This is a genomic window from Membranihabitans marinus (assembly GCF_021729155.1).
Classification (GTDB): domain Bacteria; phylum Bacteroidota; class Bacteroidia; order Chitinophagales; family Saprospiraceae; genus Membranihabitans; species Membranihabitans marinus.
In genome coordinates, this window is record NZ_JAJQYA010000024.1 from 15,452 (window position 1) to 33,471 (window position 18,020).

The following is an 18,020-nucleotide window of genomic DNA, read 5'->3' on the forward strand; positions in this document are numbered from 1 at the left end:
ATGAAATTTAGAAATCTAACTCTTTACACATTGGCCATGCTAGCAATGTTTGCACTCACAAACTGCAGCAAGGATGACGGTCCCTCCTCAGGAAATCTTAGCGTTACCGTACATTATCCTGAAAATTATGCCGATGAATTTGCTCAAAATGTTGAGGTAAAAGTGGTCAACACACTGAATGGCAAAGAAAGTTTTGCACAGACATCGAGCCAGGGCATTGCTACTTTTTTAGAAATCACTCCTGGAAGCTATACGGTATCCTCTAGTGTTTCCCTGTCCAGTGCTGAGACAGAGGCATTAACAGGGATTGCACAAGAAACCCAACTCAGTGGAGTAGCTTCCAATATCTCTGTAATGGCTGGTGAAGAAGTCGCTGTGGAAATCGATCTCAATGGAAGTCCCTTGGGCAGTTTACTCTTTAAAGAAGTATATTATACCGGGTCCAAAACCCTTTCCGGAGGCAATTACTTCTCTGATCAGTTTGTCGAAATTTACAACAATTCAACAGAGGTCATCTACTTAGACAATCTTTGTATTGCAGACGTTTACGGTGTGTCTGGGTTAATCAATTCAAGTAATGTGCCCACAGAATTTCAGGATGATCAAAATGCTGTTTATGTAAACAATGTATGGCGGATTACCGGCAGCGGAACCGACTACCCACTGGAACCGGGAAGTAGTATAGTGATAGCGCAAGACGGAGTCAACCACCAGCTGGAAGAACTCAACCCCAACAGCCCAGTTGATCTTTCAGAAGCCGACTGGGAGACCTTCAATGTTCGCGATGACAACAGAGATGCAGATGCCCCTGATGTGGCCAATCTGGAACGATTGTACTTTACTGGGGGTTTTGATTGGCTGATCACGGTTTTTGGTCCCGGCTTAGTCATTTTCAAATTAGATGACTTCGATAGCCTAGAGCAAGTTCCCTATCCAGTCCCTGAATATGCCGACATCTTAGCTCCTCGTATTAAAGTTCCCAACGAAATCGTCATCGATGCTTTTGAAGCACTCAAAGACGGCAACAGCGCTTCATTTAAGCGAGTTCCCGTTGCTCTTGATGCAGGCTTTGTCTATGCCGACGACACTTATACGGCACAAAGTTTTAGAAGAAAAATAGCGGCTACCATTGAGGGTCGTGTGGTTTTACAGGATAGCAACAATTCCACTGAAGATTTTGAAAAATTGGATACGCCCACTCCATGGTCATTTAATTAATACGAATTACGTTAATCACAGAGAATGAATAAGGTTCTATTACTCCTGCTCTTACTGACGGCTTTTATAGAGTCTACTTGGTCCCAACAAGCTCAAGATACGACGACACAGGGTTCTGTAGCCATGATTTCTATTGCGGAAGTCGGTTCATTTCGACCGGCCATGGCCCCTCACCAGAGCTACGATTTTGGCTTTATTACCAAAGGCAAAACAACCATCGACCAATGGCAATTAGAGGGTAAATTTGCCTACCAAAGACAGCTTAAACAAGACCTTCTATTTGCAGGAGTACTAGACCCTTACAATGGCAATCCCTTTATTTGGGGCGACACCATAAGTGGAAATTGGCAGCATGATGGATTCGACACCTACGTCGATATAACTATGCCCAAATATAAAAACCATATTTTCAGCCTTGCCTTGGACTACATCAACGGAACTGGAGCACGCCATAACGGTCCCAAACCTTTTTACCGTTATAGAGAGATCAAAATTGCTCCCCGAGTCAAAACCCTCATTGCCAAAAGAGAAGATCATTATATTAATTTAGGTCTTTACTATACATCGGCTTTCGAGGAAAATGAAATAGGGTATTACGCCATCGACGACACTTATTTGATCAGAGGAAGGGGATTTGGATCCCTGCTCAAAGGCCCTATCAATTCATTGGATAGACGACGAAATTCCAATAAATATGGATTGAATCTCAAGTGGTTTTATGCGGATAAATGGCATATCGACTTCAATTCACAATTTCGCCACGATGGAGTATCAGACGGCCTGTCCAACCCCAATGAAGAAGGTAGTTACACCGAATTTCAATCACTGGCTCAAGTTAAATATCACAGTGAAGAGATGGGATGGAAACTATTTTTCAATTACCGAACAGGCAGTACAGATGATGCGGTGTATGGTTTTCGCAACAGTGAATCACAACACATACAGACCAGAGTAACCATAGATATAAATCGCCATCGCAACATGATTTTTCTACCCGACCTTTCTCTGGAACTACTTTACTGTAAGCAAGAGGACTACATTGTTCAAGCCGATTACCAGAGTCTCAATCTAATACCTCTATTGGAACAAGTCAGCAATATCGGTCAAGTACAGTTGTCCTACTATATTGGATATCAATTCAACCTCGACAAAGAGGAATCCGTTCTCGAATTTGATATATTAAATCGCTTGGTATACACTCCCGATTTTGAATATCTGACATCAGACCATGTATTTATCGGATTAGCACCCACATTTCATTTGGGTAATCAGAAGACCCATAATAAAAGATATTTTATTTCAATTAAAAATAAGCTCATGGCTCGTCACCTTTCTTCTATGCGATATCGAGGAGAATTAGCCTTGGGCATTAACCTGTAAAACACAATTATGGTATCAACAAATAAAAAATTCATCGTTCTTGGACTATTTGCTGCAACTATTGCATGGAGCAGTTGTGCCTCCCTGCCCAGAACCTCTGCGTCAAATAAAAACATTGCGGTCAGCCATCATCATTCTCGTCTGGCCGATTCCATCTTAGCGATAGGATTGGACCACGAAGCGCTGTACACCTTGGTTTCAGATATCAAACCCATGAGCAGCCTCATTGGATTTACCCTGCCTTTTGAGATAGATTCCCTCGAATATATCAAAGGCCATGCCGTAGACCTAGAAGATTAGGCAAAATATGTAGATCAAATCAAACAGTATACGGCTGCTCTAAAAAGTATGGATTTCGATGACTTGTCATTTATCATGGTTCCATTTAGAGCCAAATCCGATTCGACCAGGGCATTTCAAATCAATGTAATCCGAAAGTCTCGTATGAGTCAGGTGATTAACGATCATTTGGATTTCTTTTCCTATATGGGAATCGTTCCTGAAACCGATCCTGGGATTGTACTAAGTACGATCGAAAACCATGAACAAATCCTTCGTTTGCGTGCCTATGGTTATTTATTTGGCTATCCCGACTACGCCGTTGATTTTTTTGTTGAAGCCTATTATGAAAATCAAAAGACGGGAGAATTTGTGGAACGAGATTTCTTTCAAATTCCTGTCTACAGTAGAAAGACAGGGCATTTTGTCTATGCTATGCCCAAAAACCACATCCCCACGGCTACGGACAGTACATTGTATCAGCGATCGACAGAAGTATTGGAGCGATACAAGAAAGAACGCCCAAAATATTTAAATGCGGACAGCAGTTTATTAGCGTCCCAATTGATTCGAAAGTTATATAACTAAAATAAATACGGTAGTTGATCTACGAATTGCATTTATAATAAATGCTAATATTAAGAGGTATAATCACATCCCCCTAGTAATTTGAAATCATTATTAATCGATGACTAAAATTTTTTCTTTTTTGAAACGAAACATCGACGAATAAAAATTACATTTTTCACACAGTGAGTTCGGTTAATTTTGGGGGATGTTTTTTAGTTTTTATTAAAATCTGAACTATACTTCTTTCTTTCCTTTGTCATATTTTTTAAAGTCAACTTAAGTTCCTTAATTTTTTGTTCTAATTTACATACTACTACCACTTTTACCTAGAGAATCCTCATTGTAATATTTATACGTAGTTGCTTGGTCACTTATGTTTATTGTAATGGATTAATTTAGGCATAGACAATTGTTTATGTTAAAAGAAAAGCCCTGAAAACCGTGCACTGAGCCGCCGCACTGAGCTCTTTCGAAGTGTTGGTCGAAGTGGACGTAGTCTAATAGCATAGGGTGACCGAGCAAAGTGCGCGGTACCAGAGCCCGTAAATCGGTCTACGATGAGAGAAGTCATGTCCCCTGGGGTATGACGAGATATTATAAAAATAATCGTCAGCAAATATCCTTCCTCTATCAAAATCACAGATTGATCTTAATTGGATGATAACATAAACGGTGATGCTCATGGATTTGTCACACTTTTTGCCCAGATTATCCAAATATATAATTGTAGAAAATGAAAAAATATGATCTTTTCGTGTCGCGCGATAGTTGATGCAAAAAGTCCGCCAAATCAATATTGTCTGATGATTTATACACCTCACCCACCCGAGGGAATAATCCCTCGGTTCCCTCATCAAATGCCTTTAGTAGGCATTTGGCTCTTTGAGCTGCATTCGGTCACCCACGGCTATGACATATCATCCCTGACAGAACGTAGTTGCCCTTTAGGGCAACCAAAGGTCGTAAATCGACCTTTGGTGAAGGAACCGGAGCCACTGTGCTCCGGCATGACTGCAACGTAATACGATAGGTTTATAGCCAGTGGCTCCGATTTCTTATTTTACTTTAATGATGTATTGATAAGGCAGTAAATTGACATCGACTTCAATGGAAGTAAATCCTGCCTTTTTCAATTCTGTAACCGCTACATCCATGGACAACTTATGGTTAAAGGGAGGACCGACTGGCAGATCTTCTGTTTTGAAATAATCGATGATGACGATTTCCCCGTTGGTCTTGAGACCTTTTTTGACCTTGGCAAAATAATCAACACGGTTTTCTATATGGTGATAGGTATTTACTAAAAAAACCAAATCGACTTCCCCGTCCTTCAATCCAGGGCTATCGTAAGGTATTTTGCGCAACTCTATATTTTTCAAATTTTCACTTTGAATACGCTGCTTTAAATGTTCTTGAAATTCATCATTCACATCAGCGGCGATGACTTCAGCGCCCTTACCAGCGAGTTTTACCGAAAAGTAACCCGATCCTGCTCCTATATCCATTACCTTTTTACCATTGAGATCCCCTAAATAGGCCATCACTTTCTCGGGTTGTTGGTAGGCATCCCTTTCTGGTGATTCGAAATGTTTAACTAAGCGGTCCACGGACGACTGATGCATATATTCATTGGCTGATTTCTCACCGTGTTCTTTTTTATGATGGTTTTCTTGAGCCCATAATGGCTTAACCATTACAAAACTCAGCAAAATTAATGATAGCAAGATCTTCGTTCTCATTGTATTTATGATTTATGATATGGTAATTGGTTCTTTATAGATTCTTTTATCTAAATAATAAGTGGCCAATCCCAGAAAAAGGTTCCCCACTCCGGCTATGGCTTCATAGGTATTGTTCATAAATACAAATACGATCATCCACAGCGACAATAAGATATAGAGTATTTGAAAAAATGGGAATAATGGACTTTTGTATACCCCATCATTTTGATTGTTCTTATTTCGGCGAAGTTTAAATATTCCCAATACCACGAGCAAGGAAGAAATAGAGAGCAAAACCCCACAATAGATCAATATTTGTTCAAAAGTTCCGGTAAGGATTAAAAAGCAACTAATAAAGAACTGAAGCCAAAGGGATCTTTTGGGAATTTCTCTTTCGGATTGGGGTTTAAAATAACTCCATAATCGGTATTCCTTGGCCATACTAGAAGTAACTCTAGGGCCCACCCAGACCATGGCACTGATGCCTGAGATCAACAACAAGGAAATTGTTGCACCAAATATGGCACCGTATTCCTGCCCCAACATTTTTTTTATGGCGATCGCTCCGACGTCAATTTGTCCGAGGAGTTCATTGGCGGGAACGTGTTTTAAAAAAATGAACTGCAACAATACATACATCAGGGTAACCAAGAGGGTTCCGCCCAACAAGGCAAAAGGTAGTGATTTGCTAGGGCTTTTAAATTCTTCCGTTATATAGGCTGCGGCATTCCAACCTGAATAAGAATAACTTACATATATCAATGCAACGGCGAAAGCGGCGGATCCAATCTCATCAATGAAATTTCCTCCGGGGGAATATTCCACATGATTTTGACTGGGAAGGAATAATCCAATCAAAATAATAGTAATAATCAAGAGGACTTTGAGCAATGTACCTATGTTTTGGAATAGTGAGCTTGTCCGCAAATTTTGTGAATGGATAAAGGTTATAGCGGCTATTAGACCAATGCCCACATATTTGACATTGAGTTGGCCATAGGGAAAATATTCTACCACCGCAATGGCCGACAGGGCAATGGGGGCTGCAAATCCCACGGTCAATGAAATCCAACCGGCAAGATATCCGATGAGAGGGCCGTAGATCGAGGACAGGAAGGCGAATTCACCACCCGATTTTTTGATAGAAGTCCCCACTTCGGCATAGCTAAAGGCCCCAGATAAGGCCAGTACCCCTCCCAATAGCCAGAGGGTCAAGATGGCTGGTATACTGCTCAAGTCTTTTAATTGGAATCCCAGACTAGTAAAGACACCTGTCCCAATCATATTGGCCACTACTATGGCCATACCAGTCATACTCCCTATCTTATATTTTGACACTATATATTATCATTTTATAATGCAATTCAACTCAAACGCAACAATGTTGCAAATATAACCTAATGGAAGGACAATGCAACGATATCGAGAAGGTATGCTAAATATAAACCTTTCTAAGCTTAACTCACATTGAATAAGAAAACCTTAAGAGAAGGGAGGATAAATCACATTGTAACATATATCAAGACGATAGTTCATAAAAACTGGGGGCTGGTTCAATAATTAAAAATAGGATAATAAGATACATTTGAAATAACAGAAATCATATAGCATACCGGAAGATCTGTACCTAGAGCATTTTTTTCTATACCTATCTAATATACCCGCTGACGGGTGACCGAGCGAAGTTGCTCTTTAGAGCAACCCGGATGGACTTAATGTCCATCGGATGAGTATCATAAGTAATTCGAGTTTATTTCTTTAACCCTATCCCCTAAAAGATTTAAAGTGTTTTCTATTTCTTTTTCAGCTGGTAAATCACCGTATACTAACATCCTAAAATCATTGAGATAAGTTGTTTTTAACTTTTTCCATACTTTTTCGGTTTCCGAAAAAATAATGGCTTTAGAAATAGGATAGTTTAGCCAATCATTTTTCGTCTTAAAACTTAATCTATCACATTCTTTAACACTCAATAGCATTTCAACAAAATCACCACTCTTAAAAAAAATCTGATTTTTTTCTAATTGTAATAATTGATGTATATCGTAAGTATGCCTTATTTTATCCCTCAATTGCTGAATTGGATTATCTCCATAAGAAAAACGCACTAAGCTCATTATTTTCTCACAAATAGTTCTTCTTATATCCATTACATTAACTTCAAATGGTTTCATATCAAATTCTTCAGCCAATTTTTCTTGATCAATATCTAGCATCATTTGACCTATGTAAGAATTTATTAACTGCTTATGATAAGGCTCATATCCTCCAAAACTACTAGCTTCTAATACAATTACATCTCGCACTTGTCCAAATGCCCCTTTATATTCCTTAGGATATTGGTGCACTGTTTTACGTAACATTCCCTTTTTATTCGTCAATCCCTCTACATTTATTTCAGGCAGTATTGACTCTATGGATTTACTTGGCTTTTTAACCTTTCGCTCCATGCTACTGTTAGTATCCATATCTTTACGCACCATAACCAAATCTATGTCTTCAGAAAAACGTTGTATAACTCCAATACATTTACTTAATGCCGTTCCTCCCTTAAATACGGTTTCTAAACCAATGGGCAAATGAAATATGTGATATCAAGACAAGGTAATCCAATAGTCTTTTTCTATATATATTTCTGCAATTCCCAATCGCTGAGCTGTAGCTCTTATAGATTGATTAAAAAGGGTTTTGTTTACGTGCAATTTCATTCTATATTCCAATTATCAGTGGTGCCGACGACTTGACTTACGCCTTCAATAGGATATTTTGTAATCTGATTTAAAGAATTTTGCAATCTCTCTAAATATTTATCTTCACCTATTTCTTGTAACAAAGCTCCTAATAGAGCTCTTGTAGATGGTGGATATTTTAATGACAAGCGAACCATTGTTTTTATTTCTTCTATGGACTTTTCTTTTAAAATAGCCATAAAACGAATACAAGCTTTTGCTATCGTGGTATCCGGTATTTTTTTCACATATTTTATGGCGTCTAATAATTGCAAATGCGGTATATTCTCTTTAGTAATTGTGTTTTTTTGACGAATAAAGGCAATTTTATAACGACCTCTTTGAAAAGTTGGTCTTACCTCATTTTTTCCAATTTGAATAGTATTACTAACTTGAGTGGTCAAACCTAATTGATGATAAATACTTAAGCCCGTTAAATAACCAATGGTTTTGTTGTTCACCTCCAATAAATCTTTTACAACCTGATATTGTTCAGGAGCTAAATCTCCAAACACTGATTGCTCCGGCTTATAATATTTGCCCTTAGATAATTTAGCTATTTTACCACTTTTAGCCATTCGATTTAAAGCTTTTATAGTGGCTTCTTTACTTTTAACATCTACAAGAAAATCCTCATAGGTGAACACATACCCTCGTGGCAGTCTTTTAAGCATACTCCTAATATAATCAGTGGTTTTCATAATCTATTATATATTTCAAATATAATAAAAACGTCCAGTTTATTAAATAAAAAACTGGACATTTTTTTTCACACCTTCATAGAGGTCTTTGTGTAAATCCGGATTGCTGGCAAAGGTAAGTGGATAATGTGAGCGAGCGAAATGCGAAGCATCGTAGACCGTAAATCGGTCTACGGCGAGTACGACCGAATATAGTACGAAGTATCTAATCCATTAAATATGGATTGGATGAGGGAGCCGAGGTCACTGCACCTCGGGTGGGTTAGTCACTGTGCTGTGACGAGACTGCATAAAAATTTAAGTCACCTATTTATTAATTGAGAATTGAGAATTAAAAAATACAAAAGCACGGATAGACTCAAACCGCACTAATCCTTCCGCTATTCTACTCCACATATGAATCCTGTAGCTACAACGCAATGCCCCACATCCTTATTCAATGTCAAAATTCGACTTTTTTCAAAAAATCCAGTTGATATTATATCCCCCTCACCTGCTGATCATACAATTCATTAAACCACATGTTTTTAAACATCAAATTGATTTTATCCTCTGTCATCTTATTGTAAAAATCCAGCTTTTTATCTATAAAATTTAACAACTCAGAATCTACTTCTTGATAGAACTTATCCTTTATATTATCCTTCGAATTTCCCTTATTGAAATAAGACATCAATGATCCTTCCCCCAAATCTTGGACCAAATCACCTAATTAAGTGATTTATAATTAATTCAATGAAAAGGTGTAAACTTTACACTCGTATTTCCTACAAGGGTAATTTTTGACTATATTTACCCTCGTTAACAAAACGTGAGTACTTATTACCCTTGTTAAATATGGCAGATTTCAACAGAAACATACCTTACAATAGCTTACCGTCATTGCCTCCTAAAAAAACGCTAGAGACAACTAAAGTTTTGCGTAAAACTATTGATGCCTGTAGAGCCTTAGCACAGCTTATACCAATTACGTTTTATGATGTCTGTTAAGATTTTTGAATGACTGAATGTAGTTGCCCTTTAGGGCAACCAAAGGTCGTAAATCGACCTTTGATGAAGGAACCGAGAGCTCCGTCTCTCGTGTGGGCTAGCCGTTAGACGAGGCAACGACTGAATATAACTGAATGAAGTCACATACTGACCAAATACCCTCAATGGATGACCGAATGCAGTACATTATCGAACATAATACGTAGTATCATTGACCGTAAATCGGTCAATGGTGAGATCACCACAGCTACCATGCTGTGGGTGGGTGAGGAAAGGTCGTAAATCGACCTTTGATGAAGGAACAGAGAGCTCCGTCTCTCGGATGGAATGGCCACTGTGCTCCGGGTGGGTCTACCTCCGCGCATTGGGTTGGGAGAGAAAAGAATTGAAAATAGCACATATCGCTCTAATCAAAATAATATTAACCCTAAAAAAAATTCAATTACAAAAGAAAAATATAGAATACAACCTAGATTAAGAATGTGGAATTTGTGAGTATTAAGGATGATTTTTTATAGTATTATATGGGTTTAAAAATTGTTTCAGGGTTTTCAGAAGTCAGTCTACCATAAAATTCTATAGCATATTTATTTGTCATTCCTGCAATAAAATCACAAACTATTCTATTCTTATCTTTTTCGTTTACAGCTAAGTATATGCTTTGAAAATCTTCTGGTAAAAGTCGATAATCCCCATTAATTATTGTATTGAAAATCCTTTTAACAATTTCTTTACCTCTCAATTCCGCAATTTTTAGCTTTGGAGATAAAATTTGAGACTGATAGGTAAAAGTCTTCAATACTTCTACCTCTTTACGAATATCTTGCTTAAGATAAACTGTTGAAAGCATTGGACAATTAACATTGATATCAATCTCTACGCCTCTTAAAAATTTGCCAACAAGTTTTGATGTCAATTCAGTTCTTAAAGCACCATTTATACTTATAATTTTCGACTGTTCATATGCATATCCCGTATAATAATATATCAGATCCTCTCTATTATCCTTAGTAAATTCGACATCTTTCATGTCTTCAGCGTTTAGTATATCTCCGTAAATAGATATTAAAATATCTAAAACTTCATCAGCATCAATAATAAAGGAATTCCTATTGTTTATAGATTCGACTATATTCTCAACTAGTTGCTTTGGTGGATATAGTAAATCCATAGGTGTAAGAAAACCAGCTTTAAAACTATCTTCTAAATCATAATTTGAATATGCAATATCGTCAGCAATGTCCATTATCGAACACTCCACAGTTTTAAATTTTTCACCCAGACTATATCCCTTCAGTAGAGTTTCCTTAATTCTTTGTACTAAACTCTCTTCGGATTTATAGTAGCCTTTTATTGGTTTTATACTTTCTGACCTCTCTTCATGATAGGTTCTTCTTTCTTCTTCATTATCTGGGATAATATTATCATATTTTAAGACGGAGGCTAAACTTCTCAATGTTAAATTTAAGCCTATTCTCTTATCAGTGCCTTCTTCAGATATTCCATAATTTGGATAGCGGGGATTATATATTTTCTTTTCAACTTTTGATATAATTCTTAATGTTTGTGCATTTCCTTCAAACCCTCCTTGAAATTGCATACATTCATCTAATGCTTCTTCTCCCTGATGCCCAAAAGGTGGATGTCCTAAATCGTGGGCAATGGCCGCGAAAGAAACTAAGTCTTCGTCAATATTTATGTTGTTTAAGAAATTGAGCCTTTTTGATATAGATTTAGCAATCTGAGCCACCTCAAGTGAATGAGTTAACCGATTCCTAAAAAAATCAGACTCATTGTTTGGGAATAATTGTGTTTTCCCAACTAACCTCCTAAAACTTGGCGAGTGAATTAGCCTCGCATAATCTCTCCAAAATGGACTTCGATACTCTTCTTTTTCTAGACCAGAATCTCTTTCTGATCCAAATCTTTTATAGTCATGTTTAGAGTAAAAATCCAATAGGATACAATTTTGAGAACATCAATTAGAATTTTGTGCTAGCCTTGTACCAGCTGAAGTTTTAACAGTTTTTACGTGACTCCTTAGTTTAAGCGGGACATATACTTTTGAAGCAGAAATTTTTGATGATTTTGCGATTACCTTCCCTGTAACTGATATTTTAGTTTGCTTTCCCATATGTCGATTATAACATAAAATCTATTATCAAAGTTCAATTATAACGTAATTCCAAATATATCAAATAATTATGAGTTTTCAAATGAATTGAAACTAAATCAATTTTAACTAATTATGTAACAAAAATCCAGAATTTTTCAAGTCAAAAAAACAAACTACTTTTAAACTTACCTATTACACGCTACAATCGTGTCCTAAATAAAAAAAGAGTTACAACGATAAACGCTATAACTCTTTGATATTGAAGTGGTCCCACATGGGCTCGAACCATGGACCCCCTGATTATGAGTCAGGTGCTCTAACCAGCTGAGCTATGGGACCGAAAATTAAGGATTGCAAATTTATAAGAATTTGCCATTTAAAAGAACAAAATTAATAATTTTATTACGAAATAATGCGCCCGGGATTGTTTTTCATAAAATCACCCCAATTGCCTCCCTTGCTGGTCACCAAATTGTTCTTCTTGCTGTATGCCATACAGACGGCAGTGGCCAATGCATCGGTGGCATCCAAGGTGGCCGCCTCCAAATTTTCACCCAATATAATCTGCAACATGCCAGCCACTTTTTCTTTGCTCGCATTGCCATTGCCCGTAATCGACTGCTTGATTCGCTTCGGTGAAAATTCTTGCACCTCCAATCCCATGGCCGCACCAGCCGCAATAGCTACTCCTTGAGCCCGTCCCAACTTGAGCATTGATTGGGGATTTTTACCGAAAAATGGCGCTTCAATGGCCATCAATTCTGGATTAAACCGCTCAATGACGTCTTGAATCTTGAAAAAGATCTCCTTTAGCTTTTCTTGATGAGTCTCGAATTTGGACAGCTTGAGAATGCCCATGGCCTCCACTGTAATAATATCGTTCTTTGACGATATCACCGCATATCCTGTAATATTACTGCCTGGATCCACTCCCAATATCCTCATCATTCGCTTTTGTTTTTGTTGTCGTTCTAACGAAAGTAGTCATATTATTGATATAATTTTCGATTTTAAGTAGCTTATTCCATCCATTATCCCCGACCTAGCCACCATATATTTCAACAGAGTAAAGCCACTAATTACCCTACCACCTAAAGAACTCAACACTAAGCCTCAACCAAAAAATTCATCAGAAAATCAGTACTTTAACATATCTTTTATTGTTTTTCCCCTATTTCAACCGTCTTAATGACAACTGTGTTCTATTCTGGGAAACACTTTAATAAATTAAAGACTCGAAGGGCAGCTTCCTTAAAAACACAGTTTCACCATCCATCTGTAAAGAAGATCGATGAAAGAACAAAATTGGATAACTAATTACTAAATATTTATAAATGGAAAAGAAATATACATAATTGACTATTTAAAAAAATCCATTTTTAATAATCATTATGGACTCTAAATCGTTATTAATACGAATTCATCAATTGTCCGTAAACAGACATTTATTTATGAAATTGCACAACTTTCTAATATTTCCATTTTTCCTCGTACTAGTCTTTCCTTTTATATTTGGAATATCAGACCAGTCCGAACCACTCCAGGAGCAAGATCTACCCAGATACGACGACTACTGTCGTACCAATAACAATACTTTCTCCAATGCTGAAGTACTGACTTATAAACTGTACTACAATGTCAATTTTTTATGGATTGGAGCCGGTACCGTGACCTTTAAGATCGAAGATCGAGGCGACCATTTTTTTGCCGAAGCCATTGGACGTACTCACGGCGGATATGATTGGATATTTAAGGTGAGAGACACCGTTCAGTCCATCATCAACAAGGAAACCCTGTTGCCAGAAGAAACGGTGCGCATTGTCAACGAAGGCAGTTATACTCGATACGACCATGTAAAATATTTGAGAAATAGTAGATTGGCCAAATCGGAAATGGGCAAGACCCGCGACCAAACTACATCGGAGACCATATATATCGATCAATGCGTACACGATATACTGTCTACGGTCTACGCTTTTAGAAATACACCAACGGACCACCTTGGCGAACAATCTATATTTTCACTCGACATGTTGCTCGATCGAAAAAAATACCCCATCTCCATGCGTTTTCACAATGCTGAAAAAGACAAAAAGATAAAGGGCATAGGACCAGTGGACACCTATATGATTGAACCCAAACTCATAGTAGGTAATGTGTTTAGCGAAGAAGACGGCATGAAGATTTGGGTGTCACAAGACAACAACAAGGTGCCCCTCCTTATAGAATCCCCCATTGCCGTGGGTAAGATAAAAGCCGTACTCGAATCTCACAGCGGATTGAAATATACACCAAATGGCTATTAAATGAAAAGTATACGCACCATAACCAGACTGTTAATCGTAGTCGGCCTATTGGGCTTGCTGGGTTTTGGCTATATCTATTTTCAAAAAAATGCCCAGTTAAAAGTCATGAGGCAAAGCGACATCCTAATGACTCAAGTAGAAAATGTAAAAAAACTCGTGGCTGTAGAAGGTCATTTTTCGGAAATACTTTCCCACAAAGACTACTACACTTTCGATGTCTACCCTTTGCGCAAAAAAGCATTGGTGCGAGTAAAAGCCAAGGCCTCCATCGGCTTTGATCTCGGTCAAATAACAGCATACACCGACACGGAAAAGAAAATCCTCTACCTCAGTGAATTTCCCCAATCGGAACTGTTGTCCCTCGATCACGACATCGACTATTACGACATATCTGAAGGTACATTCAACTACTTTACCACAGAAGACTACAACAATCTAAATGCCCAGGCCAAAAGTCTAATTAAACAAAAAATTGCAGAAAGCAATTTATACTCTCAAGCCGATGAACAGGGCAGAATCATGTTTCAAAACCTTCAAGACTTAGTGAGTGGTATGGGTTGGCAGTTAGAAATCATCCCTCAGCCATAGCAGGGTCTACCACTACTCTCGAATCCTAGGTGAGGATCTACCATTAAATCCACAAGCCGGCCAGAATCAAATTTTGATTTTTGGTAAACCATGATTATCTTCCGTGTTTCGCTATTGAAAGATTTACATCGAAAAATAATCGTACATGACGGATCAAACCATACCAGCACAGTCAGGTAGACAAATTTTTGGCCACCCGGCGGGTTTATATATTCTCTTCTTCACAGAACTCTGGGAACGATTTAGCTATTATGGCATGCGAGCTCTTCTCGTACTGTATATGACGGCTATCTCTACCGGTGACAACCCCGGATTTGGCTGGTCCAATGAAAGAGCGCTGGCTCTCTACGGATGGTACACTATGTTGGTTTATATCTCAAGTATCCCCGGAGGATGGTTGGCCGACAAGGTCTTGGGACAAAAGAAAACAGTAATCTTAGGTGGAGCCCTACTGTGTATTGGTCACGGTATACTGGCCATTGACCATATTACCGCTTTTTATACCGGCCTCGGCTTTATTATAGCCGGTGTAGGATGCCTAAAGCCCAATATTTCGACCATGGTAGGCGGTCTGTACAGTTTTAAGGACGAACGCAGAGACATTGGATTTACTATATTTTATATCGGTATCAATATCGGAGCATTATTGGCACCCATTGCCTGTGGTTATTTAGGCGAAAGATATGGATGGCATCTGGGATTTGGTCTGGCCGCCATCGGTATGTTTATCGGACAGATGGTATTTGTATGGGGACAAAAATACCTAAAAGGCGTTGGAGATTTTATCGGAGACAAAGACAATCCCGATAAAGAATTAATGAAAAAACCCCTTACTGCTGTAGAGAAGGACAGGGTAAAAGTCCTATTAATCTCTTTCTTATTGGTGATATTGTTCTGGGGAGCCTTCGAACAAGCCGGAGGATTGTTGAACCTATGGGCCGATCAAAATACCAATCGAAACTTTTTGGGTTGGGAAATCCCCGCTTCATGGTTTCAATCCGTCAATTCATTTTTCATCATAACCTTGGGAAGTTTGGTGGCAGGATTCTGGTATAGAAGGAAATTAAAAGGCAAAGAAGCGTCTTCCCTCTTCAAAATGCCCATTGGTCTAGTGATTCAGGGAATCGGATTCTTTTTTATGGCCTATTCCGCATTAGAATTTGCCAAAACAGACTCTACCTCATTTATCTGGCTTATCATGTTCTACCTCTTTTCCACCGTAGGTGAACTTTGTTTATCGCCGGTGTCATTGTCATTTATTACCAAATTGGCTCCGGTAAAATATGCTTCCCTTATGATGGGTGCTTATTGGGCGGCCACAGGATTTGGCAATAAATTGGCTGGAGAATTAGGGGTTTACAGTCAAAATGCTGGAGAATTTGAAATCTTTATCGGCATTTCGATCTTTAGTGTTGTTGCTGGTGGATTGGTGATTATGTTGCTTAAGCCACTGAAAAGATTGACCCACGGGGCTGAGGATTTGGCGGTTAGCTAAGGAGATCCATAATAGATCTTATAGACATTGTAAACGTATAATTTCCTAGCATTTAGTTGGAAAAATTAGGCATTGACTATTGGATGATAATATACCTAATACGAATTACATTTGGTAATCACTGAAGGAACCGAAACCACCGTGTTTCGGGAGGGTCCAGCAAAGCACCAGTACAGCTGTATACATTACATCTCTATTCAAAATAATTTAGATGCAATGCATTGCATCTCTACAATAATTCGAAAAATAACCGAGTAAAGTACGAAGTACTGAAGGTAGTAAATCTACCTTCAACGAGGATGACCGAGCAAAATCCGAAGGATCAAAGATCGTAAATCGACCTTTGGCGAGGGAACCGGAACCTCCGCGTTCCGGGTGCGCTAGCCAACCTCCGTGTCGTGGATGGGTGAGCTTATCAATTATAAACGTACTTGGTATTATATCCCAATACTGGCCATTAAGGGAATACAACTATGACGGGAACTGATGAAGACAAAAAAAGTATATCGTATTATGCAAACAAAATACATAGGAAATCTAATCTTTTTCTGTCGACTCATATAGATTGAAATACCATTTGGCGGGAATAAAACCAAACTCGATCAACAACACCAATCCCAACAATAGATATTCAATTACCACGACAGCCATCATTTCACTATAGGGATCACTGACATAGCTGATATAACTGAATACGATAAAAAATGACCATACAACGGGATATCGATATTTTGAAAACAGCGAAAAGACCAGGGGGAAAACAATATACCAAGGATGAACCGTTGTGCTGGCAAATAGAAAGATGGTATATATAAATAGGGCTCTCACCAAGAGTCCCTTGTTGTTGATGTATTGTAAAACGTACATAAAAAAATAACCTCCCATGGCCGCAATAGACAACAATGGACCGATATAGTGAATCATATTATACCCCTTCCACTGATAACCCAAATACCGAAAAAAGTAATAGAAGCTGGCATTGAATTCAAACCGCTGAAAGAATAGCTGTAAACTGGCTAGGTAATTGTCCAAGTATACAAATAGCCCCATTCCCCCATAGGCCGCCAGTACGATGGCCGCTATTAGCAATCCGGAAAGTATAAAATTTTTCCATCCCAGTCGCTTAAGAAACAGGGGAAACAACAATAATATGGTCAACTTAGTCAGTATGCCCAAGGCAAATAACACACTAAAATAACCCCAACGTCCTTTGAGCAACCACCAAAATGCAAAGAGAAAGAAAAACAACATAATCACTTCTCCGTGTAAATTGGCCGAAAACTCGAGAATGACCAAGGGATTTAAGGCGTATAATAAGACGTTTTTCTGATTAAAATTCATCGCTGGCAACAGCTTCATCAACAGATAAATCACTCCAATATCGGCCGTTATATTAAACACACGCAATACGATGCTGCTGTGATAAAGGTGATCTTGAGTGAAATAAGTAGAGATCTGAAAAATCAACTGACTCAAAGGCGGATAGATACTGTAATAATCCTGAGAATTGAGATACGGATATATATCGGTAGATAGAAATCCTCCCACCATATTGCCATCCATCATTTGGCTTGGCGTATATTCGTAGGGAGAAAAACCCAAGTGGGCAATCGTCCCATCCCAGAAAAATCGATACAAATCATCGGATAATCCAGGAGCCACAAAGATCAGCCCCAATCTAGCAACAATAGCCACGCCGATAAAAAACACAAAGTCGTGGTGACTTGCTACCCTTTTATGAATCCACAAATACCCGATAAACCCCAAGGTATACAATCCCAAAAAGGCATAAATATCCGTTCTCGGCACAAAATACCCAATGGTCCAAATGGTCAAGACAAAACATGTGGCAAAAAAATACTTCACAAAAATGAGTTTTTAGAAATATACCTTTTATTCTAAAGATGAATCCTCTACAAAACTGCAC

At 38.3% G+C, this 18,020-nt stretch carries 15 protein-coding genes and 1 tRNA gene; 7 read left to right on the top strand and 9 right to left on the bottom strand.

What is annotated here, in order from left to right; translation table 11 throughout:
- The 4 genes from LVD51_RS13945 to LVD51_RS13960 are packed head-to-tail and all read left to right on the top strand — an operon-like array spanning position 1 to position 3,465.
- Positions 1 to 1,218, top strand: coding sequence for a DUF4876 domain-containing protein (locus tag LVD51_RS13945; protein WP_236972008.1), 1,218 nt, complete (start codon positions 1 to 3; stop codon positions 1,216 to 1,218).
- A gap of 24 nt (positions 1,219 to 1,242) precedes the next feature.
- Entirely contained in the window at positions 1,243 to 2,598 is a 1,356-nt protein-coding gene (locus LVD51_RS13950; protein WP_236972009.1) for a DUF6850 family outer membrane beta-barrel protein, read from the top strand.
- 9 nt (positions 2,599 to 2,607) lie between these two features.
- Positions 2,608 to 2,898: a hypothetical protein gene (locus tag LVD51_RS13955; RefSeq protein WP_236972010.1), complete on the top strand. Its 291-nt coding sequence runs from the start codon at positions 2,608 to 2,610 to the stop codon at positions 2,896 to 2,898.
- 48 nt (positions 2,899 to 2,946) lie between these two features.
- Complete coding sequence (locus LVD51_RS13960) at positions 2,947 to 3,465, top strand: hypothetical protein (protein ID WP_236972011.1); 519 nt, start codon at positions 2,947 to 2,949, stop codon at positions 3,463 to 3,465.
- A 1,037-nt stretch (positions 3,466 to 4,502) separates the two neighbouring features.
- Here the strand turns inward: LVD51_RS13960 and LVD51_RS13965 are convergent.
- The 8 genes from LVD51_RS13965 to ruvC all read right to left on the bottom strand — a co-directional run bounded on the left by LVD51_RS13965 (position 4,503) and on the right by ruvC (position 12,652).
- Complete coding sequence (locus tag LVD51_RS13965) at positions 4,503 to 5,186, bottom strand: class I SAM-dependent methyltransferase (protein ID WP_236972012.1); 684 nt, start codon at positions 5,184 to 5,186, stop codon at positions 4,503 to 4,505.
- Positions 5,187 to 5,198: 12 nt separating this feature from the next.
- On the bottom strand, positions 5,199 to 6,506 hold the full coding sequence (locus tag LVD51_RS13970; protein WP_236972013.1) for an APC family permease: 1,308 nt from the start codon (positions 6,504 to 6,506) through the stop codon (positions 5,199 to 5,201).
- A 395-nt stretch (positions 6,507 to 6,901) separates the two neighbouring features.
- Complete coding sequence (locus LVD51_RS13975) at positions 6,902 to 7,747, bottom strand: nucleotidyl transferase AbiEii/AbiGii toxin family protein (RefSeq protein WP_236972014.1); 846 nt, start codon at positions 7,745 to 7,747, stop codon at positions 6,902 to 6,904.
- 125 nt (positions 7,748 to 7,872) lie between these two features.
- Positions 7,873 to 8,598, bottom strand: a complete 726-nt coding sequence (locus LVD51_RS13980) for a type IV toxin-antitoxin system AbiEi family antitoxin domain-containing protein (RefSeq protein WP_236972015.1) — start codon at positions 8,596 to 8,598, stop codon at positions 7,873 to 7,875.
- Positions 8,599 to 9,076: 478 nt separating this feature from the next.
- Positions 9,077 to 9,301 carry a hypothetical protein gene (locus LVD51_RS13985; RefSeq protein ID WP_236972016.1) on the bottom strand — a complete coding sequence of 75 codons (225 nt, stop codon included), beginning with the start codon at positions 9,299 to 9,301 and terminating at the stop codon, positions 9,077 to 9,079.
- An 807-nt stretch (positions 9,302 to 10,108) separates the two neighbouring features.
- On the bottom strand, positions 10,109 to 11,545 hold the full coding sequence (dgt, locus tag LVD51_RS13990; RefSeq protein ID WP_236972017.1) for a dGTP triphosphohydrolase: 1,437 nt from the start codon (positions 11,543 to 11,545) through the stop codon (positions 10,109 to 10,111).
- Positions 11,546 to 11,969: 424 nt separating this feature from the next.
- A tRNA-Ile gene (locus LVD51_RS13995) sits at positions 11,970 to 12,043 on the bottom strand.
- A 63-nt stretch (positions 12,044 to 12,106) separates the two neighbouring features.
- On the bottom strand, positions 12,107 to 12,652 hold the full coding sequence (gene ruvC, locus LVD51_RS14000) for a crossover junction endodeoxyribonuclease RuvC (protein WP_236972018.1): 546 nt from the start codon (positions 12,650 to 12,652) through the stop codon (positions 12,107 to 12,109).
- Positions 12,653 to 13,155: 503 nt separating this feature from the next.
- Between ruvC and LVD51_RS14005 the strand changes: the two genes are divergently transcribed.
- From LVD51_RS14005 to LVD51_RS14015, 3 genes are all read left to right on the top strand, one after another.
- Complete coding sequence (locus LVD51_RS14005) at positions 13,156 to 14,010, top strand: DUF3108 domain-containing protein (protein ID WP_236972019.1); 855 nt, start codon at positions 13,156 to 13,158, stop codon at positions 14,008 to 14,010.
- Entirely contained in the window at positions 14,011 to 14,598 is a 588-nt protein-coding gene (locus LVD51_RS14010) for a DUF4230 domain-containing protein (RefSeq protein WP_236972020.1), read from the top strand.
- 145 nt (positions 14,599 to 14,743) lie between these two features.
- Positions 14,744 to 16,093 carry a peptide MFS transporter gene (locus tag LVD51_RS14015; RefSeq protein ID WP_236972021.1) on the top strand — a complete coding sequence of 450 codons (1,350 nt, stop codon included), beginning with the start codon at positions 14,744 to 14,746 and terminating at the stop codon, positions 16,091 to 16,093.
- Between the two features lie 537 nt (positions 16,094 to 16,630).
- Here LVD51_RS14015 and LVD51_RS14020 read toward each other — a convergent pair.
- Entirely contained in the window at positions 16,631 to 17,959 is a 1,329-nt protein-coding gene (locus LVD51_RS14020; protein WP_236972022.1) for a hypothetical protein, read from the bottom strand.
- Positions 17,960 to 18,020: the final 61 nt, after the last annotated feature.